The following is a 20,323-nucleotide window of genomic DNA, read 5'->3' as shown; positions in this document are numbered from 1 at the left end:
GCGACGCGACGCAGCGGGTCGGCGCTTTTTATCAAATGGCCGAATTTTCGCCATTGAGGTGACATGCTACAAAGGTATTTTCAGTCGCCAATCCATGAGTTTCTTGAATGAATTACCGTCGTCTGACGCCCTCGATGTCCCTGTTGCTCGCTTTCGAGGCGGCGGCCCGACATGAAAGCTATACCCGCGCCGCACAGGAACTGTCGCTGACCCAGAGCGCGGTAAGCCGCCAGGTGCAGGCGCTCGAAGCGCTGCTGGGGGTCAGCCTGTTCCGCCGCGAGGGGCGCAACATCGTGCTGACCGATGTCGGCCGGCTGTATCGTCGCGAGCTGGCCGGCGCGCTGGCGCAGATCCGCAACGCGACGCTGCAGGCGGTGGCCTATGGTTCCGGGGTCGGTACGCTGCGCCTGGCACTGCTGCCGACCTTCGGTTCAAAGTGGCTGCTGCCGCGGCTGAACACCTTCTATGCCGCCAACCCCGGCGTGCAGGTGCATATCCATTCACGCATCCAGCCGGTGGACTTCGATGCCGAAGACATCGATGCGGCGATCTGCGTCGGCAATCCCGAGCAGCCGGGCCGGGTGGTGCATCCGTTGCTGGAGGAATCGATGGTGGTGGTCGCCAGCCCGGCGATTTTCGCCGCGGGCGTGCCGGCGACAGCGGAAGCCATCGCCGAGCAGACGCTGCTTCAGGTGGCCAGCCATCCGCCGCTGTGGGCGCAGTGGTTCGCCGAGAACGGTCTGGACCCGCAGCGGATGCACGGCGGGCCGAACTTCGAGCTGACCTCGCACCTGATCCAGGCGGTGCGCGCCGGCATTGGCGTCGGGCTGGTGCCGGGCCTGCTGGTCGAAGACGAACTGCAGCAGGGGCATTTGCTCGCCATCGGCGCGCCTATCCCGAGCCAGCGCACCTACTGCCTGGTCTATCCGCCGCGCAACTCGGTGTTGCCGGCGCTGGAGGCGTTTCGCGCCTGGCTGCTGCCGCGCTCGGCTGACGCTCAGGCCTGAGCGGTCGCGCGTCCGATCGCCCGCTCGACGGTCTGCTTGCAGGCTCGCAGTGCCTGCTGAAAGGTCGCGCTGCGCGTTGCCGCGCGCGCCGATGGCGCGACGACCGCGATGGCGTAGCGCCCCAGGTAGGTATCCAGCACCACGGCGAACGAGCTCATGCCTTCGATGAGTTCGTCGTGTTCTTCGGCCAGCGTGCCGGCGCGAATCCGCGCCAGTTGCTCCAGTAGCGCGGCGCGCTCCGGCGTGGCCGGCGTGACCTTGGGCAGCGGGTCCGGCAGCAGCTGCGCGAGGCTGTCATCGGGCAGCGCAGCCAGCAGCGCCTTGCCGCTGGCCGTGGTGTAGGCGGGGGCGTTGATGCCGATGGGGAAGACCACGCGCAATTCGCGCTCGGCGACCACGCGATCCACCACATAGGATTTGTCGCCAACCAGCGTGCTCACGCACACCGACTCCTGCAGCTGCTCGGACAGCGCGAGCATCTGCGGTTTGACCAGCGAAATGATGTCGGTCTGGGTCTGGCTGATCAGCTGGCCGAGCGCCGGCCCGAGACGGAAGCCGCCGCCCGGGCCGATGGTTTCGGCCAGATGCTCCGCTTCCAGCGCGCCGATGATGCGCTGCACGGTCGAGCGCGGCAGATCGACGAGCTGGGCGATGGCCGCCAGGCTCAGGCCCTGCGGGTGGCTGCCGAGGGCGCGCATGACCGCCGCCGCGCGGGCAATTACCTGAATGCCGGCGTGTTTGGCATCGCTGCCCTGGTCTGTCTGCGTCATCGGTTTCTCCCTTTGTATCGTTGCGCCCTGAACACCGCCTGCATTCTCCAGCAGTGCCGCCGTCGAGGCTAGGCGCGGCATCCCGCATTGCGTATCGCTGACCTGGCGCGGACAAATTCGTTCACGGTTTTTCTCATTAAGCTGAATCGCATAATGGTACACTTGCTCGCTATGCGATACATGTCTTGCGACGCTTCAAGGAGAAGAACAGGTGAAACACCCAAGAAAAACATTGCGTGAAGTTCGGCTGGCGCCGCTGGCGGTGCTGCTTGTGCTGGCCGGCTGTGGCGAGAAGACAGCGGAACAGGCCGCCGCGCCGGTACCCGAGGTCGGGGTCTACACCGTGCAGGCGCAGCCGCTGACGCTGACCACCGACCTGCCGGGACGCACCAGCGCCTACCGGGTCGCCGAGGTCCGCCCGCAGGTCTCCGGCATCCTGCAGCAGCGGCTGTTCACCGAAGGCACGGAAGTGAAGAAGGGCCAGCAGCTGTACCAGATTGACCCGCGCACCTACGAGGCACGGCTGGCGCGTGCCGAGGCCAACCTCACCACGGCGGAGAACCTGGCCCAGCGCTACGAGCGCCTGCTCAAGACCAACGCCGTCAGTCGCCAGCAGTACGACGACGCCCAGGCCGCCTGGAAGCAGGCCCAGGCGGAAGTACAGGTGGCACGCATCGACGTGCAGTACACCAAGGTGCTGGCGCCGATCTCCGGGCGTATCGGCCGCTCGGCGGTGACCGAGGGGGCGCTGGTCACCAACGGCCAGGCCCAGGAACTGGCCACCGTGACCCAGCTCGATCCGATCTACGTGGACGTCAACCAGCCGATCACCAAGCTGCTCGGCCTGCGCCGCGCGCTGGAATCCGGCCGCCTGCAGAGTTCCGGTGACAACCAGGCCGAGGTCAGCCTGACCCTGGACGACGGCAGCGCTTACCCGCTGCCGGGCACGCTGAAGTTCTCCGAGGTGAGCGTCGACCCGACCACCGGCTCGGTGACGTTGCGCGCCGAGTTCCCCAACCCGGACCGCAAGCTGCTGCCCGGCATGTTCGTGCATGCGCTGCTCAAGGAAGGCACCCAGCAGGACGCCATCCTCGTGCCGCAGCAGGCGGTCAGTCGCGATGTCCGCGGCGTCCCCAGTGTCTGGGTGGTCAAGGCGGACGACAGCGTCGAGCGGCGCGAGGTCGAGACCCTGCGCACCGTCGGCAATGCCTGGCTGATCAGCAAGGGCGTCGCTGATGGCGAGCGGGTGATCACCGAAGGCACGCAGCGGGTACGCAGCGGCGTCACGGTCAAGCCGGTGGCCGCCAGCAACGTCAGAATGGTCGCCGAGTTCGCTCCGAAGACCGACGCCGTCGCCAACTAAGGAGCAAGCCGTACATGTCCCGTTTTTTCATTGACCGGCCGATCTTCGCCTGGGTGCTGGCGATCGTCGCCATGCTCGCCGGCGCGTTGTCGCTGGTGAAAATGCCGATCAGCCAGTACCCCAACATCGCCGCCCCGGCCGTGGCCATCCAGGTCAGCTACCCCGGCGCCTCCGCGCAGACCGTGCAGGACACCGTGGTCCAGGTCATCGAGCAGCAGCTCAGCGGCCTCGACGGCTTCCGCTACATGTCCGCGGAGAGCAATTCCGACGGCAGCATGACCATCATCGTGACCTTCGAGCAGGGCACCAACCCGGACATCGCCCAGGTGCAGGTGCAGAACAAACTGCAGCTGGCCACCCCGCGTCTGCCTGAAGAAGTGCAGCGCCAGGGCCTGCGCGTGGTGAAGTACCAGAAGAACTTCTTCCTGATCATCGGTCTGGCCGATACCACCGGCAAGATGAGCAACTTCGACCTCGGCAACCTGATCGCCTCGCAGCTGCAGGACCCGATTTCGCGCATCGACGGTGTCGGCGACTACCTGCTGTTCGGCTCGCCTTACGCCATGCGCATCTGGCTCGATCCGGCCAAGCTCAACAGCTACCAGCTGACGCCTGGCGACGTCGCCAATGCCATCCGCGAACAGAACGTGCAGGTGTCCTCCGGGCAGCTCGGCGGTCTGCCGACGCTCAGCGGCGTGCAGCTCAACGCCACGGTGCTGGGCAAGACGCGCATGACCACGCCCGAGGAGTTCGAGGAAATCCTGGTCAAGGTCAAGGCCGACGGCTCGCAGGTGCGCGTCAAGGACATCGCCCGCGTCGAGCTGGGTGCCGACAACTTCTCCATTTCCAGCAAGCGCAACGGCGAACCCTCGGCGGGCTTGGCGCTGCGCCTGGCTTCCGGCGGCAACCTGCTGGAGACCGTGGCCGCGGTGAAGGCCGCGATGGAAAAACAGAAAGCCTACCTGCCCGAAGGCGTCGAGGTGGTCTATCCCTACGACACCACGCCGGTGGTGGAGGCCTCGATCAGTTCGGTGGTGCACACCATCATCGAGGCGGTGGTGCTGGTCTTCCTGGTGATGTACCTGTTCCTGCAGAACTTCCGCGCCACGCTGATTCCGACCCTCGCGGTGCCGGTCGTGCTGCTCGGCGCCTTCGCTCTGCTGCCGTACTTCGGCCTGAGCATCAACGTGCTGACCATGTACGCGATGGTGCTGGCCATCGGTCTGCTGGTGGACGATGCCATCGTGGTGGTGGAGAACGTCGAGCGCCTGATGCACGAGGAGGGCCTGTCGCCGCTGGAAGCCACGCGCAAGTCGATGGGGCAGATCCAGGGTGCGCTGGTCGGCATCGGCCTGGTGCTGTCGGCGGTGTTCGTGCCGATGGCCTTCTTCGGCGGTTCGGCGGGGATCATCTACAAGCAGTTCGCCGTGACCATTGTGCTTTGCATGGGCCTGTCGGTGCTGGTCGCGCTGATCTTCACCCCGGCGCTGTGCGCCACCATCCTGAAGAAGCCCAAAGGCGACGCCCACCACGAGAAGAAGGGCTTCTTCGGCTGGTTCAACCGCACCTTCGAGCGCGGCACCACCCGTTTCGAGCGCGGCGTCGGCGGCATGCTCAAGCACCGCGGGCGCTACCTGCTGGCCTTCGTGCTGATCACTGCCGGCACCGGCTACCTGTTCACCCAGATTCCCAAGGCCTTCCTGCCCAACGAGGACCAGGGCCTGATGATGGTGGAAGTGCGCATGCCGGTTAACTCCTCCGCAGAGCGCACCGGTGCGGTACTTCAGCAGGTGCAGGACTATCTGAAGGAAGAGGAAGGCGAGCTGATCCAGCACGTGCTGACCGTCAACGGCTTCAACTTCGCCGGTCGTGGGCAGAACTCCGGCCTCGGTCTGGTCATGCTCAAGGGCTGGGACCAGCGCGCCGCGGAGGGTCAGGACGTGTTCAGCATCGCCGAGCGCGCCAACGCCCATTTCGCGACGATCAAGGACGCCACCGTGATGGCCTTCGTGCCACCGGCGATCCTGGAAATGGGTAACGCGATGGGTTTCAACCTCTATCTGCAGGACAACGCTGGCGTCGGTCATGCGGCATTGATGGAGGCGCGCAACCAGTTCCTGCAACTGGCCGGCGAGCATCCGAAGCTGCGCGCGGTGCGCCCCAACGGCAAGGACGACGAGCCGCAGTTCCAGGTCAACATCGACGATGAGAAGGCCCGTGCGCTGCAGGTCAGCATCGCGTCGATCAACCAGACCATGTCGGCGGCCTGGGGCTCGATGTACGTCAACGACTTCATCGACCGCGGCCGGGTCAAGCGCGTGTATATCCAGGGCGAGGAGACCGCGCGCATCACGCCGGAGGATTTCGACAAGTGGTACGTGCGCAACGCCCTCGGTGAGATGGTGCCGTTCTCGGCCTTCGCCACCGGCGAATGGACCTTCGGCTCGCCCAAGCTGGAGCGCTACGGCGGCATCTCCTCGGTGGAAATCCTCGGCGAACCGGCACCGGGCTACAGCACCGGCGACGCCATGGTGGCCATCGCTGAAATCATGCAGCAACTGCCGCCGGGGATCGGCCTGAGCTACACCGGGCTTTCCTACGAGGAAATCCAGACCGGTGACCAGGCGCCGATGCTCTACGCGCTGACCGTGCTGATCGTGTTCCTCTGCCTGGCGGCGCTCTACGAGAGCTGGTCGGTGCCGGCGGCGGTGATGCTGGTGGTGCCGCTGGGCATCCTCGGCTCGGTGCTCGCCACGCTGTTCCGGGATCTCACCGCCGACGTCTATTTCCAGATCGGCCTGATGACCACGGTCGGCCTGTCGGCGAAGAACGCCATCCTCATCGTCGAGTTCGCCAAGGACCTTTACGAGAAGGAAGGCATGCCGCTGGTCCAGGCGGCGGTGCACGCGGCGCGTCTGCGCCTGCGCCCCATCGTCATGACCTCGCTGGCGTTCACCTTCGGCGTGCTGCCAATGGCCCTGGCCAGTGGCGCCGGCGCCGGCAGCCAGCATTCGGTGGCGACCGGGGTGGTCGGCGGGATGATTACCGCCACCGTGCTTGCGGTGTTCTTCGTGCCGCTGTTCTACGTGGTGGTGGTCAAGCTCTTCGAGGGCCGCAAGAAGCCGCACGCCGTTGCCGAAGCCGAAGGAGAAACCGCATGAAGTTCAAGCCTTTGACCCTCGCGGTTGCCCTGGCACTGGGCGGCTGCAGTCTGATCCCGCAGTACGAGCGACCGCAGGCGCCGATCGAGGCCGACTGGCCGCAGGGCGCGGCGTACGATCAGGCGGAGCAGGGCGACACGCGCGCGGCCGATCTGCGCTGGCAGGAGTTTTTCCGCGACGCCGCGCTGCGCGAGCTGATCGGCGTGGCGCTGCAGAACAACCGCGACCTGCGTCAGGCCGCGCTGAACGTCGAGGCCTACCGCGCGTTGCACCGCATCCAGCGTGCCGAGCTGTTCCCCGGCGTCGACGCGGGCGGCAGTGGCAGTCGCCAGCGCCTGCCGGACGACCTCTCGCCGACCGGCGAGGCGGGTATCCAGAGCCGCTATGACGTGGGGCTGGGCGTATCCTACGAGCTGGACGCCTTCGGCCGCATCCGCAGCCTCAGCCGCGCCGCGCTGGAGCAGTACCTGGCCAGCGAAGAAGCCCAGCGCAGCGTGCACATCGCCCTGGTCGGCGACGTCGCCACCGCCTATTTCGCCTGGCGCACCGACCAGGCGCTGCTGGAGCTGACCGAGGCCACGCTGGAAAGCTACCGGCAGAGCCTGTCGCTGATCGAAGCCAGTGCCGAAGCCGGCACCGCCTCGGAGCTGGACGTGCGCCAGGCGCGCACCCTGGTCGATCAGGCGCGTACGCAAAAGGCGCTGTATACCCGGCTCATCGCCGAGGATGCCAACGCCCTGCGCCTGTTGCTGGGGGCGGCGATTCCGCGCGATCTACCGGCTGGTGGCAAGCTGCAGATGGATACGCTGGCCGACTTCCCCGCCGGGCTGCCGGCCGATCTGCTGCTGCGTCGCCCCGACATCCGCGCCGCGGAGCACCGCCTGCTGGCCGCCAACGCCAACATCGGCGCGGCGCGCGCGGCGTTCTTCCCGAGCATCAGCCTGACCGGCAGCGCCGGCACCGCCAGCAGCGAACTGGACGGTCTGTTCGACGGCGGTTCCGGCGCCTGGAGTCTGGTCCCTCGGATCAACCTGCCGATCTTCACGGCCGGGCGGTTGAAGGCCAACCTCGACTACGCCGAGATCCAGAAGGACATCCACGTCGCGGCTTACGAAAAGGCCATCCAGACCGCCTTCCGCGAAGTCGCCGACGGCCTCGCCGCGCGCGGTACCTACGACGAACAGGTACAGGCGCAGAGCGATCTGGTCGACAATAACCGCGCCTACTACCAGCTGGCCCGCCAGCGTTACGACGAGGGCGTGGACACCTACCTCACCGTGCTCGACGCCCAGCGCGAGCTGTTCGCGTCGCAGCGCCAGTTGCTCAGCGACCACCTGCTGCAGCTGAACCGCGAAGTCCAGCTGTATCGCGCCCTGGGTGGCGGCTGGAAGACGGACACGGCCGAGCGTTCGGCCGCGAGGGCTGATGGCCCTGCAACACTCACCATGAACTGAAGTAAGGAGTTCGTTTTGATCAATCGCATGATTCTGGGCGGCGCGCTGGCGCTGGGTCTGGCCGCCGGCCCCGTGGCTGCCGCTGAAGTCTCGGGTGCTCTGGGCGTCACCGGGCAGGGCGACATGACCTTCCGTGCCAGCTTAGCGCAGGCCTGGGACAAGAGCTGGTGGCAGAGCGAGACCGGTCAGCTGAGCGGCTACTGGGATGCGGCCTACACCTACTGGGAGGGGGGCGACGACTATTCCGGTGCGCACTCGCTGTCGTTCAGTCCGGTGTTCACCTATGAATTCGCCGGCTGGCGCTACACCCCGTACATCGAGGCCGGCATCGGCGTCGCGTTCTTCTCCAAGACCGACGTCGGCGAGCAGCAGCTGGGCTCCTCGTTCAACTTCGAGGATCGCCTGGGCGTCGGCCTGAAACTGCCGGGCGAGCGCAAGGTCGGCCTGCGTGCCATGCATTACTCCAACGCCGGCATCAAGCAGCCGAACGACGGCATCGAGTCTTACTCGCTGTTCTACAGCCAGGCGTTCTGACCTGGCCGGGCCTGGCGGCAGCCAGGCCCGCATTCCGCCGCAGCCCGTCCCGAGGCGCCGGTGCATTCATCCGAAATCGTGCGATAACCGAACGGACGGGTGTTGTCCGTTGGTCGAATCTCCTATGCTGGCATCACTCGCTATTCTTGATCTCGATCAATGTTGTGTCTGTTGACAGTGATCGCGACCCGAGAACGGTGACGGCCAGACCGCACCGCAGGCGAACTATAAAAACAAACCGAGTCCCCTGTGATGGAACGACTGCTGAACGAAAGAAGCAGGATCTTCGCGCATGCCGATCCGCATGCCGTTTCGGAGTACGTCAACCAGTACGTTGGCGCGCACTGCATTCGGCTGCCGCGCACCGGTAACCCGCAGGCGAGCCTCAATCACTGCACCTTCGGCAAGCTCGACCTGTGCCAGATCAGCTACGGCGGCAGCGTGCACGTCAGCTCGCCGGCGCTGGAAACCATCTATCACCTGCAGCTGCTGCAGCGCGGCCACTGCCTGTGGCGCAGCCGTGGGCAGGAGCATTACTTCACGCCCGGCGAACTGCTGCTGATCAATCCCGACGATCCGGTCGACCTGACCTATTCGGACGATTGCGAGAAGCTCATCGTCAAGCTGCCGGCCTCATTCCTCGAACAGGCCTGCAGCGAGAACCAGTGGCGCGCACCGGCCGAGGGCATCCGCTTCAGCAGCAACCGTCATGCGCTCGGCGAGCTTGACGGCTTCGACAGCCTGATCGGCCTGGTTTGCCGTGAGGCCGGCTCCGCACAGAGCATCCCGCAGATTCAGGAGCAGTACAGCCGGATCATTGCCAGCAAGCTGCTCTGCACACTGGCCAACAACATCCGTCGCGATCCGTTCGGCGACAGCTGCCCGTCGTTCGGTCGGCTCAGCGATTACATCGACGAGCACCTGAAGAAGGACATCTCCGTCGAGCAGCTGGCCGAGCTGGCCAACATGAGCCTGCGCTCGCTGTATCTGCTGTTCGAGCGCAAGGTCGGCACCACGCCCAAGTCCTACATTCGCCAGCGCAAGCTGGAGCAGATCCACGGGCGGCTGAGCGATCCCTCGGCCAAGGTGCGCAACATCACCGAGATCGCCATGGACTACGGCTTCATGCACCTGGGCCGTTTTTCGGAAAGCTACAAGAGCACCTTCGGCGAGCTGCCTTCGGACACCCTGCGCCGCCATCACTGAGTCCCCTTGAGGCGCTGCCATTCTGACGGCAGCGCCTCTTTTTCTTCCCGCGCTCGATCATCCTCACCGCCAGTCCGGGTGGCGATTTACCGTGCGCGTGCGTGCGGCAATCTGTCCTCTTGCGTTGTGCAGAAAACGGATAGAAGTCGTGCAGAAAACGGATATTGATGCCGCCGCCAGCGCCTTAGCCTTCATCACGTGGAAACAATAACAATGGAGGCCCCGGCCATGTCCCTGGGAATCGATTACCTTGATTCGCTGCTCGATGAAGACAAAGAGAAGGGCATCTTTCGCTGCAAGCGCGAGATGTTCACCGACCCGCGGTTGTTCGAGCTGGAGATGAAGCACATCTTCGAGGGCAACTGGATCTACCTCGCGCACGAGAGCCAGATCCCCGAGAAGAACGACTACTACACCACTCAGATGGGCCGGCAGCCGATCTTCATCGCACGCAACAAGGACGGCCAGCTCAACGCCTTCATCAATGCCTGCAGCCATCGCGGCGCCATGCTGTGCCGCTTCAAGAGTGGCAACAAGGCGACGTACACCTGCCCGTTCCATGGCTGGACCTTCAACAACTCGGGCAAGCTGCTCAAGGTGAAGGACCCCAAGGAAGCCGGTTACCCCGACAGCTTCGACTGCGACGGCTCGCATGACCTGAAGAAGGTCGCGCGCTTCGAGTCCTACCGCGGCTTCCTGTTCGGCAGCCTGCGCGAGGACGTCGCCCCGCTGGAAGAATTCCTCGGCGAGTCGAAGAAGATCATCGACATGGTGGTCGACCAGTCGCCCGAAGGGATCGAGGTTCTGCGCGGCTCCTCCACTTATGTATATGAAGGCAACTGGAAACTGCAGGCCGAGAACGGCGCCGACGGTTATCACGTCACCGCCGTGCACTGGAACTACGCCGCCACCCAGCAGCAGCGCAAGCTCAAGGAAGCCGGCGACGACATCCGCGCCATGAGCGCCGGCGGCTGGGGCAAGAAGGGCGGTGGTTTCTACTCCTTCGAGAACGGCCACCTGCTGCTCTGGACCCGCTGGGACAACCCGGAAGACCGCCCGCTGTACGCCCGTCGCGACGAGATGATTGCCGAGTTCGGCCAGGCGCGGACCGACTGGATGATCGAGAACTCGCGCAACCTCTGCCTGTACCCGAACCTGTACCTGATGGACCAGTTCGGCTCGCAGCTGCGCATCGCCAAGCCGCTGTCGGTGGACAAGACTGAAGTCACCATCTACTGCATCGCGCCCAAGGGCGAGAGCGCCGAAGCGCGTGCGCGCCGCATCCGCCAGTACGAAGACTTCTTCAACGTCTCCGGCATGGCCACTCCGGACGACCTCGAGGAATTTCGCGCCTGCCAGCAGGGCTTCGCCGGCCGCGCGATGGAGTGGAACGACATGTCCCGCGGCGCCAAGCACTGGATCGACGGTGCCGACGACGGCGCGCGCGAGATCGACCTGCAGCCGCTGATGAGCGGTGCCCGCACCGAGGATGAAGGTCTGTTCGTGCTGCAGCACCACTACTGGCAGCAGCAGATGATCAAGGCGGTGAAGGCCGAACAGGACCAGCTGATCCACGTGGAGGGCGCGTAATGACCATCTCCTACGAAGCCGCGCGCGACTTCCTCTACCGCGAAGCACGCTACCTCGACGACAAGGACTGGGACAGCTGGTTGGAGCTGTACGCCGCTGACGCGACCTTCTGGATGCCGGCCTGGGACGACGAGGACAAGCTCACCGAAGACCCGCAGAAGGAAATCTCGCTGATCTGGTACGGCAACCGCAGCGGCCTGGAAGACCGAGTGTTCCGCATCCGCACCGAGCGCTCCAGCGCCACCATTCCGGACACCCGCACCTCGCACAACATCAGCAACCTGGAGCTGATCGAGCAGGGCGAGGGCTTCTGCAAGCTGCGCTTCAACTGGCACACGATGAGCTTCCGCTACAAGACCGTCGACCACTTCTACGGCACCAGCTTCTACACGCTCGACACCCGCGGCGAGAGCCCGCTGATCAAGCACAAGAAGGTCGTGCTGAAGAACGACTACATCCGCCAGTTGATCGACGTTTACCACCTGTGAGGGCAAGGCCATGACTCACCAGATCGCATTGAATTTCGAAGACGGGGTGACCCGCTTCATCGAAGCCAACCTCGGCGAAACCGTTGCCGACGCGGCCTACCGCCAGGGCATCAACATTCCGCTGGACTGCCGCGACGGCGCCTGCGGGGCCTGCAAGTGCTTCGCCGAAGCCGGCAGCTACGACCTCGGCGAGGAATACATCGAGGATGCGCTGAGCGAGGACGAGGCCGCGCAAGGCTACGTGCTGACCTGCCAGATGCGCGCCGAGAGCGACTGCGTGATTCGCGTGCCGGCGTCCTCGCAGGTCTGCAAGACCGCGCAGGCCAGCTACCAGGCGACCATCAGCAACGTGCGCCAGCTGTCGCAGAGCACCATCGCGCTGTCGGTCAAGGGCGAGGCGCTGAGCCAGCTGGCATTCCTGCCGGGGCAGTACGTCAACCTGCAGGTGCCGGGCACCGACCAGACCCGTGCCTACTCCTTCAGCTCGTTGCAGAAGGACGGCGAGGTCAGCTTCCTGATCCGCAACGTGCCGGGCGGGCTGATGAGCAGCTTCCTGAGCGGCATGGCCAAGGCTGGCGACAGCCTGACGCTGGCCGGCCCGTTGGGCAGCTTCTACCTGCGCGAGATCAAGCGACCGCTGCTGTTGCTGGCCGGTGGCACGGGCCTGGCGCCGTTCACCGCGATGCTGGAGAAGATCGCCGAGCAGGGCAGCGCGCATCCGCTGCACCTGATCTATGGCGTCTCCAACGACTTCGATCTGGTGGAGATGGACAAGCTCGCCGATTTCGCCGCGCGCATCCCCAACTTCACCTACAGCGCCTGCGTAGCGAGCAGCGACAGTCAGTACCCGCAGAAGGGCTACGTGACCCAGCACATCGAGCCCAAGCACCTGAACGAAGGTGAAGTGGACATTTACCTGTGCGGCCCGCCGCCGATGGTCGAGTCGGTCAACCAGTTCATCCGTGAACAGGGGCTGCAGCCGGCCAATTTCTACTACGAGAAGTTCGCCGCCAGCGCCTGATCCGCCGCTCGTAGGGTGGGTGTCCGCGCAGCGACACCCACCGCAACCCTCGCATGCAAGAGGTTGGATAGATGAACGCACGTTTTCACAACAAGGTCGCCGTGATCACTGGCGCCGCCCAGGGCATCGGCCGCCGCGTAGCCGAACGCATGGGCGAGGAGGGCGGCCGGCTGCTGCTGGTCGACCGCTCCGAACTGGTCCACGAGCTGGCCGATGAACTCGGCGCCAAGGGCATCGAGGTGCTGACGCTGACCGCCGATCTCGAACGGTTCGCCGACTGCCACCAGGTGATGGATGCCGCGAAAGAGCGCTTCGGCCGCCTCGACATCCTCGTCAACAACGTCGGCGGCACCATCTGGGCCAAGCCCTTCGAGCATTATCAGGAACACGAGATCGAAGCCGAAGTGCGCCGCTCGCTGTTCCCCACGCTGTGGTGCTGCCACGCCGCGCTGCCGCACATGCTGGAGCAGGGCGCCGGCGCCATCGTCAACGTTTCCTCGATCGCCACGCGCAGCCTCAACCGCGTGCCGTACGGCGCGGCCAAGGGCGGCGTCAACGCGCTGACCGCGTGCCTGGCTTTCGAGAACGCGCAGCGCGGCATTCGCGTCAACGCGACGGCTCCAGGCGGCACCGAAGCACCGCCACGGCGCATCCCGCGCAACAGCGCCGAGCAGAGCGAGCAGGAAAAGCTCTGGTACCAGCAGATCGTCGATCAGACCGTCGATTCCACGCTGATGAAGCGCTACGGAACCATCGACGAGCAGGCCGGAGCGATCCTCTTTCTGGCCTCGGACGAGGCCTCCTACATCACCGGCGTGACCCTGCCGGTAGGCGGGGGCGACCTGGGCTGAGCCCCGCAACGAACGACACGCAACGCAGTTTTCACAACAAAAACAATAGAGAGCCTTGTCATGCGAAAAGTAGATGTTCACGAGATCATCGATAACGCCCGCTTCAGCGGCTTCCACTGGCTGGTCATGTGCCTGTGCGCGCTGCTGCTGATCTTCGACGGCTACGACCTGTTCATCTATGGCGTGGTCCTGCCGGTGATCATGAAGGAATGGGGGTTGACCCCGCTGGAAGCCGGCGCACTGGGTAGCTATGCACTGTTCGGCATGATGTTCGGCGCGCTGGTGTTCGGCACCCTGGCCGACCGTATCGGGCGCAAGAAGGGCATCGCCATCTGCTTCGTGCTGTTCAGCGGCGCCACGGTGCTCAACGGCTTCGCCAGCACGCCCACTGAATTCGGCATCTTCCGCTTTCTCGCCGGCCTCGGCTGCGGTGGCCTGATGCCCAACGTGGTGGCGCTGATGAATGAATATGCGCCGAAGAAACTGCGCAGCACCCTGGTGGCGATCATGTTCAGCGGCTATTCGCTGGGCGGCATGTTCTCCGCTGGCCTGGGCATCTACATGCTGCCGCGCTTCGGCTGGGAAGCGATGTTCTTCGCCGCCGCCGTGCCGCTGCTCCTGCTGCCGCTGATCCTGTGGAAGCTGCCGGAGTCGGTGGGCTTTCTGGTGCGCCAGGGCCGCATCGAACAGGCGCGTGATCTGCTCAACCGGGTCGATCCGAACCAGCAGCTGGGCGCCAGCGATGAGCCGGTGCTGGTCGAGGTGAAGGGTAAGAGCGCGTCGGTGCTGGAGCTGTTCCGCCACGGCCGCGGCGTGCGCACCGTGTCGCTCTGGCTGGCGTTCTTCTGCTGTCTGCTGATGGTCTACGCGCTGGGCTCCTGGCTGCCGAAGCTGATGGCCAACGCCGGCTACAGCCTGGGTTCCAGTCTGTCGTTCCTGCTGGCGCTGAACTTCGGCGGCATGGCCGGCGCGATCTTCGGCGGCTGGCTGGGCGATCGTTTCAACCTGGCCAAGGTGGTGGTGGCGTTCTTCGCCGTATCGGTGGTGTCGATCAGCCTGCTGGGCTTCAAGTCGCCGATGCCGGTGCTCTACACGCTGATCTTCATCGCCGGCGCTACCGTGATCGGCACGCAAATTCTGCTCTATGCCGCCGCCGCGCAGTTCTACGGCCTGTCGATCCGCTCCACCGGCCTCGGCTGGGCCTCGGGCATCGGCCGCAACGGCGCCATCGTCGGCCCGCTGCTGGGGGGGGCGCTGCTGGGCATCAACCTGCCGCTGCAACTCAACTTCATGGCCTTTGCCGTGCCGGGTGCGATTGCCGCGCTGGCCATGACCGTCTTTGCCATCTCCAGCCAGCGTAGCGGTGCCACGGCACCCTCCCTGCTGACGACGGCGAAGGCCTGAACACTGAAACTGGAAATCGGAAGCTGATATGAGCCATTCCCTGATCGAAAGCATCCAGACGGTCATCGTCGACCTGCCGACCATCCGCCCACACAAGCTGGCGATGCACACGATGCAGAAGCAGACGCTGGTGATCATCCGCGTGCGTTGCGCCGACGGCATCGAAGGCATCGGCGAGGCCACCACCATCGGCGGCCTGGCCTACGGCAACGAGAGCCCGGAGAGCATCAAGACCAACATCGACAGCCATCTCGGCCCGCTGCTGGTCGGTCAGGATGCGGCCAATATCAACGCCGCCATGCTGCGCCTGGACAAGGCGGCCAAGGGCAACACCTTCGCCAAGTCCGGCATCGAGAGCGCGCTGCTCGACGCGCAGGGCAAGCGCCTCGGCCTGCCAGTCAGCGAGCTGCTCGGCGGCCGGGTGCGCGACAGCCTGGAAGTAGCCTGGACGCTGGCCAGCGGCGACACCGCCAAGGACATTGCCGAAGCCGAGCGCATGCTCGATATCCGTCGCCACCGCCTCTTCAAGCTGAAGATCGGCGCCGGCGAGGTGAACGCCGATCTCAAGCACGTCATCGCCATCAAGCAGGCCCTCGGCGAGCGCGCCAGCGTGCGCGTCGACGTCAACCAGGCCTGGGATGAGTCGGTGGCGCTGCGCGCCTGCCGCATCCTCGGCGACAACGGCATCGATCTGATCGAACAGCCGATCTCGCGGATCAACCGCGGCGGGCAGATCCGCCTGAACCAGCGCAGCCCAGCGCCGATCATGGCCGATGAGTCGATCGAGAGCGTCGAGGACGCCTTCAGCCTGGCCGCCGACGGCGCGGCCAGCATCTTCGCCCTGAAAATCGCCAAGAACGGCGGCCCACGTGCCGTGCTGCGCACCGCGCAGATCGCCGAGGCAGCGGGTATCGCGCTGTACGGCGGCACCATGCTCGAAGGCGCCATCGGCACCCTGGCCTCGGCGCACGCCTTCGTCACCCTCAACAAGCTGACCTGGGGCACCGAGCTGTTCGGCCCGCTGCTGCTCACCGAAGAAATCGTCACCGAGGCGCCGGTCTATCGCGACTTCCAGCTGGAAGTGCCGCGCACGCCGGGCCTGGGCCTGACCCTCGACGAAGAGCGCCTGGCGTTCTTCGCCCGCACGTAAGAAAGGAGAACTCGAGATGCTCTTCCACGTGAAGATGATCGTGAAGCTGCCGGTCGACATGGACCCGGCGAAGGCCGCCAAGCTCAAGGCAGACGAGAAGGAGTTGGCGCAGAGTCTGATGCGCGCGGGCAAGTGGCGCCACCTATGGCGTATCGCCGGGCAGTACGCCAACTACAGCGTGTTCGACGTGGCCAGCGTGCAGGAACTGCACGACACGCTGATGCAACTGCCGCTGTTCCCCTACATGGAAATCGAGGTCAACGCGCTGTGCCGTCACCCGTCTTCGATTCGTGAGGACGACAGCTGATCGATTTCTCCGGACCAGGCGATGCCCGGTCAGTTAACCCGCGACACCACAATTACAAAACGAGGCCTGAGCCATGACTGTAAAAATCTCCCACTCCGATCACGTGCAGACCTTCTTCAAGCAAGCCAGCGGCTTCAACAATGACGAAGGCAGCAGCCGCATGAAGACGGTGATCAACCGCATTCTGGTCGACACCGCGAAGATCGTCGAAGACCTGGAAGTCACCCAGGACGAGTTCTGGAAGGCGGTGGATTACCTCAATCGCCTCGGCGGTCGTCACGAGGCCGGCCTGCTGATCGCCGGCCTGGGGCTGGAGCATTACCTCGACTTGCTGCAGGACGCCAAGGACGAGCAGGAAGGCCTCACCGGCGGCACGCCGCGCACCATCGAAGGCCCGCTGTACGTCGCGGGTGCGCCGCTTGCCCAGGGCGTGACGCGCATGGACGACGGCAGCGAAGATGACGTTGCCACGCCGATGTTCCTCCAGGGCCGCGTCACCGGCCCGGACGGTCAGCCGGTTGCCGGCGCGGTGGTCGATCTGTGGCATGCCAACACCAAGGGCAACTATTCCTACTTCGACAAGAGCCAGTCGGAGTACAACCTGCGTCGTCGCATTGTCACCGACGAGAACGGCTACTACCGCGCCCGCAGTATCGTGCCGTCCGGCTATGGCTGCTCGCCCGACGGTCCGACTCAGGAACTGCTCGACATGCTTGGTCGCCATGGCCAGCGTCCAGCGCACATTCACTTCTTCATTTCCGCGCCGGGTCATCGTCATCTGACCACTCAGATCAACCTGGCGGGCGACAAGTACCTGTGGGACGATTTCGCGTACGCCACCCGCGAAGGTCTGGTCGGCGACATCCGCTTTGTCGACGATGCCGAGGCTGCGCGTAGCCGCGGTGTGCAGGGACGTTTCGCGGAAATCGACTTCGACTTTCAGCTGCAGAAGGCGCCCGCGCCGCACGCCGAGCAGCGCAGCCAGCGCCCGCGCGCGCTGCAGCAGGCTTGATACACGCCCTGGTGGCCGGGAGCTTTCCGGCCGCCAGGCTGCCTGCTGCTGACGGAGCTACATGCAGGACGCAGCGGTCGCTTCACCCATAACAAGAGTGATCCGGGCAATGCCACGGATCGCCTGCCTGTCTTGCGAGGCGATATGAAAGCGCTACTCAAAGACTTCTCGCTGTCCGCCGTGGTCGCCGGCTTTATCGCGACCGTGATTTCCTATGCCGGTCCGCTGGTAATCATCTTCCAGGCGGCCAAGGCGGCCGACCTGCCGCATGATGTGCTGTCGTCGTGGGTCTGGACGATCTCCATCGGCAGCGGTGTGCTCGGCATTGCACTCAGCATTCGCTACAAGGTCCCCATCGTCATCGCCTGGTCGGCGCCCGGCTCGGCGCTGCTGGTGACCATGCTGCCCGACATCACGCTCAACCAGGCGGTGGGGGCGTACATCGTCAGCAATATAGTGGTGCTGCTGGTCGGCCTGTCCGGTGCCTTTGACCGCATCATCGACCGTCTGCCCGCGGCCATCGCCGCAGGCATGCTCGCGGGGATCCTGTTCCGCTTCGGCACCGGCCTGTTCGTCGCGGTCAAGGACCAGCCCTGGCTGGTGCTGGCGATGTTCGGCACCTATCTGTTGTTCAAGCGCTCGCTGCCGCGCTACGCAGTACTCGCGGTATTGGTGGTCGGTGTGACGATCGCGATCGCTTCGGGCGAGCTGCGCAGCGAGGCGCTGGTGATCGGACTGGCGACGCCGGTGTGGATCGCGCCGGAGTTCAGCTGGCAGGTGATCCTCAATATTGCCTTTCCGCTGGTGATGGTGGCGCTCACCGGGCAGTTCATGCCGGGTATGGCGGTATTGCGCAATGACGGTTACGCAACGCCTGCCAGCCCGCTGATCAGCAGCAGCGCGCTGGGCTCGCTGCTGCTGGCGCCGTTCGGTTGCCACGGCTTGAATCTGGCGGCGATCACGGCGGCGATCTGCACCGGCCGCGAGTCCCACGAAAACCCGCACAAGCGTTATGTCGCGGGCGTTTCCGGCGGGGTGTTCTATCTGTTGCTGGGAATCTTCGGGGCGACGCTGGTTTCGCTCTTCACGGCCTTCCCCGCAGCGATGATCGCCGCGCTGGCCGGCTTGGCGCTGCTGGCAGCGATCGGCGCTGCATTGTCCGGCGCGATGGCGGTCCCGGCCGATCGCGAGGCGGCGCTGATCACCTTTCTGGTCACGGCGTCCGGCATGTCGTTCCTCGGTCTGTCGGCGGCGTTCTGGGGCTTGGTGTTCGGCCTTTGCGCCCACGCTCTGCTTGGGCTGCGACAACGCCGAAGTGCTCCGGCATTGCCTCTCGCGACGAGCTCCGAGGAGCAGCAGCCGGCACGGTGACCTCAATCTGAGCAGGTAGCTTTTTAGCGTTCCAACCACCCATCTGTCGTTCTTCCGACTTCGTCGGAGGGCCGGCTGCGTGCATCCGAAAACAAAAACAAGAGAGCGACACCATGCAGAAAACTCGAATCTCCCGCCTTGCGCTGGCCATCGGTACCGCCACCACCATCCCCGCCGCCTTTGCCGCAGACGGCGGGTTCTTTGAAGATGCCACCGCCACCTTGCAGGCGCGTAACTATTACTTCAGCCGGGATTTCTCCGACATCGTCGGTCCCAATCCGCAGTCGAAGGCCGAAGAGTGGGCGCAGGGCTTCATTCTCAAGGTCAATTCGGGCTTCACCCAGGGACAGGTCGGCTTCGGCATCGACGCCATCGGCATGCTGGGTATCAAGCTCGACAGCGGCGGCGGCCGGATCAACACCGGTCTGCTACCGACCGGCAGCGACGGCAAGGCGCAGGACGACTACAGTCGACTCGGTGCAGCGCTCAAGGTGCGCCTGTCGCAGACCGAGCTGCGTATCGGCGAGCTGACGCCCAACCTGCCAGTGCTCGCCTTCAGCGATATCCGCTTGCTGCCGCCGACTTACCAGGGTGCCAGCATCGTTTCCAACGAAATCACCGGACTGACACTGCAGGCCGGCCAGCTGCGTTCGGGAAGCCTGCTGAACGAGGCAGGCGATGGCGAGATGTTCGCCAAGCTCGGCAGTACGCCACGGCTGGGCAGCAATAGAAGCAGCGACCGTTTCCACTACGCGGGTGCCGATTACACCTTCAACGACAAGCGCACGTCGGTGGGGGTGTGGTACGCGCAGCTGGAAGATATCTATAACCAGCGTTTCTACAGCCTCAAGCACAGTTTGCCGGTGGGGCAGTGGGTACTCGGTGCGAACATCGGTTTCTACGATTCGCGGGAAGACGGTGATCGGCTGCTGGGAAGCATCGACAACCAGGCGGCGTTCTCGCAGCTTTCCGCTAGGCGTAGTGGCCATACCTTGATGGTCGGATACCAGGCGATGTTCGGTGACGATGCGTTTCCGCGTGTGTTCAACAACATCGCGCCGCTGGGTAACGAGGTGCCGACGTACGAGTTCGCCGAGAAGGACGAGCGATCCTGGCAGGCTCGTTACGACTATGACTTCGCTGCGCTTGGTGTTCCCGGGCTGGTGGCGACGATGCGCTACATCGCCAGCGATAACGTCGACACCGGAAGAGGCTTCGAGGGCAACGCTCAGGAACGCGATCTGGACATTGGTTACACCGTGCAGAGTGGTCCGTTGAAGAATGTCGGCATCCGCTTGCGCAACGTAGCCGCTCGATCCAACTACCGCAGCGATATCGATGAAAATCGGCTGATCCTGAGCTACACGCTGACCTTGTTCTAATAACTAAGGCGAGGTCCGATTCTGCAACGCAGGGGTGCTGAGAGAAATATCTAAATTAACGGTTGACTCACATCTTCAGCCCCCTATAATGCGCACCACTTCTGGCGCGGTCCTCTGCTAAAAGCCCTTGTAAATCAATAAGTTGCTTTGAGATTGAGGGTTGCGCTGGTGGCGGATTCGAGTAGAATGCGCCGGGCTGACAGGGTGGTGGTTGAGTTCTGTTGGTGGCTTCGGTCGGGTTGATCGGAGGCG

The 20,323-nt window shown here is 64.6% G+C and carries 17 protein-coding genes; 16 read left to right on the top strand and 1 reads right to left on the bottom strand.

The features are described 5' to 3' along the window. The first annotated feature begins 107 nt into the window (after nt 1-107). Nucleotides 108-1,007 (top strand): LysR substrate-binding domain-containing protein, encoded by a 900-nt coding sequence (locus tag U8L64_RS10010; RefSeq protein WP_333396813.1) that lies wholly within the window; start codon nt 108-110, stop codon nt 1,005-1,007. On the opposite strand, the gene U8L64_RS10005 is transcribed toward U8L64_RS10010, so the two are convergent. Beyond that, nucleotides 998-1,777 (bottom strand): IclR family transcriptional regulator, encoded by a 780-nt coding sequence (locus U8L64_RS10005; protein WP_043296323.1) that lies wholly within the window; start codon nt 1,775-1,777, stop codon nt 998-1,000. The two genes, U8L64_RS10010 and U8L64_RS10005, sit on opposite strands and share 10 nt — an antisense overlap. Nucleotides 1,778-1,988: 211 nt before the next feature. Between U8L64_RS10005 and U8L64_RS10000 the strand changes: the two genes are divergently transcribed. From U8L64_RS10000 to U8L64_RS09930, 15 genes are all read left to right on the top strand, one after another. Beyond that, complete coding sequence (locus U8L64_RS10000; protein ID WP_333396808.1) at nt 1,989-3,140, top strand: efflux RND transporter periplasmic adaptor subunit; 1,152 nt, start codon at nt 1,989-1,991, stop codon at nt 3,138-3,140. A gap of 14 nt (nt 3,141-3,154) precedes the next feature. Next, nucleotides 3,155-6,301 carry an efflux RND transporter permease subunit gene (locus tag U8L64_RS09995; protein ID WP_333396806.1) on the top strand — a complete coding sequence of 1,049 codons (3,147 nt, stop codon included), beginning with the start codon at nt 3,155-3,157 and terminating at the stop codon, nt 6,299-6,301. Then, the gene (locus U8L64_RS09990) at nt 6,298-7,755 is read left to right on the top strand and encodes an efflux transporter outer membrane subunit (RefSeq protein ID WP_043296330.1); all 1,458 of its coding nucleotides are present in this window, start codon (nt 6,298-6,300) and stop codon (nt 7,753-7,755) included. The genes U8L64_RS09995 and U8L64_RS09990 overlap by 4 nt, the downstream gene beginning before the upstream one ends. A 27-nt stretch (nt 7,756-7,782) precedes the next feature. Next, complete coding sequence (locus U8L64_RS09985) at nt 7,783-8,289, top strand: acyloxyacyl hydrolase (RefSeq protein WP_077683708.1); 507 nt, start codon at nt 7,783-7,785, stop codon at nt 8,287-8,289. A 252-nt stretch (nt 8,290-8,541) separates the two neighbouring features. After that, entirely contained in the window at nt 8,542-9,495 is a 954-nt protein-coding gene (locus tag U8L64_RS09980) for an AraC family transcriptional regulator (RefSeq protein ID WP_054093847.1), read from the top strand. 228 nt (nt 9,496-9,723) lie between these two features. Continuing rightward, nucleotides 9,724-11,085 (top strand): benzoate 1,2-dioxygenase large subunit, encoded by a 1,362-nt coding sequence (gene benA, locus U8L64_RS09975; protein WP_008568002.1) that lies wholly within the window; start codon nt 9,724-9,726, stop codon nt 11,083-11,085. Then, the gene (gene benB / locus U8L64_RS09970) at nt 11,085-11,573 is read left to right on the top strand and encodes a benzoate 1,2-dioxygenase small subunit (RefSeq protein ID WP_008568001.1); all 489 of its coding nucleotides are present in this window, start codon (nt 11,085-11,087) and stop codon (nt 11,571-11,573) included. The genes benA and benB overlap by 1 nt, the downstream gene beginning before the upstream one ends. Nucleotides 11,574-11,583: 10 nt before the next feature. Continuing rightward, nucleotides 11,584-12,594, top strand: coding sequence for a benzoate 1,2-dioxygenase electron transfer component BenC (gene benC, locus U8L64_RS09965; protein WP_043296338.1), 1,011 nt, complete (start codon nt 11,584-11,586; stop codon nt 12,592-12,594). A 71-nt stretch (nt 12,595-12,665) separates the two neighbouring features. Continuing rightward, nucleotides 12,666-13,445: a 1,6-dihydroxycyclohexa-2,4-diene-1-carboxylate dehydrogenase gene (locus U8L64_RS09960; RefSeq protein ID WP_333396794.1), complete on the top strand. Its 780-nt coding sequence runs from the start codon at nt 12,666-12,668 to the stop codon at nt 13,443-13,445. A gap of 60 nt (nt 13,446-13,505) precedes the next feature. Beyond that, entirely contained in the window at nt 13,506-14,849 is a 1,344-nt protein-coding gene (locus tag U8L64_RS09955) for an MFS transporter (protein WP_138299591.1), read from the top strand. 28 nt (nt 14,850-14,877) lie between these two features. Then, nucleotides 14,878-15,999 carry a muconate cycloisomerase family protein gene (locus U8L64_RS09950; protein ID WP_333396789.1) on the top strand — a complete coding sequence of 374 codons (1,122 nt, stop codon included), beginning with the start codon at nt 14,878-14,880 and terminating at the stop codon, nt 15,997-15,999. A 16-nt stretch (nt 16,000-16,015) separates the two neighbouring features. Continuing rightward, nucleotides 16,016-16,306 carry a muconolactone Delta-isomerase gene (gene catC / locus U8L64_RS09945; protein WP_138299593.1) on the top strand — a complete coding sequence of 97 codons (291 nt, stop codon included), beginning with the start codon at nt 16,016-16,018 and terminating at the stop codon, nt 16,304-16,306. Nucleotides 16,307-16,379: 73 nt separating this feature from the next. Further along, nucleotides 16,380-17,318, top strand: a complete 939-nt coding sequence (gene catA / locus U8L64_RS09940; protein ID WP_333396785.1) for a catechol 1,2-dioxygenase — start codon at nt 16,380-16,382, stop codon at nt 17,316-17,318. A gap of 144 nt (nt 17,319-17,462) precedes the next feature. Continuing rightward, nucleotides 17,463-18,689, top strand: a complete 1,227-nt coding sequence (locus tag U8L64_RS09935) for a benzoate/H(+) symporter BenE family transporter (RefSeq protein ID WP_043296351.1) — start codon at nt 17,463-17,465, stop codon at nt 18,687-18,689. A 113-nt stretch (nt 18,690-18,802) separates the two neighbouring features. Next, nucleotides 18,803-20,071, top strand: a complete 1,269-nt coding sequence (locus U8L64_RS09930; protein ID WP_333396782.1) for an OprD family porin — start codon at nt 18,803-18,805, stop codon at nt 20,069-20,071. The last annotated feature ends 252 nt before the right edge of the window (nt 20,072-20,323 follow it).

Origin of the sequence: Pseudomonas sp. FIP_A4 (genome assembly GCF_036701605.1) — a bacterium.
GTDB classification, from domain to species: Bacteria; Pseudomonadota; Gammaproteobacteria; order Pseudomonadales; family Pseudomonadaceae; genus Stutzerimonas; species Stutzerimonas phenolilytica.
This window is presented reverse-complemented; position numbering and strand designations above follow the sequence as displayed.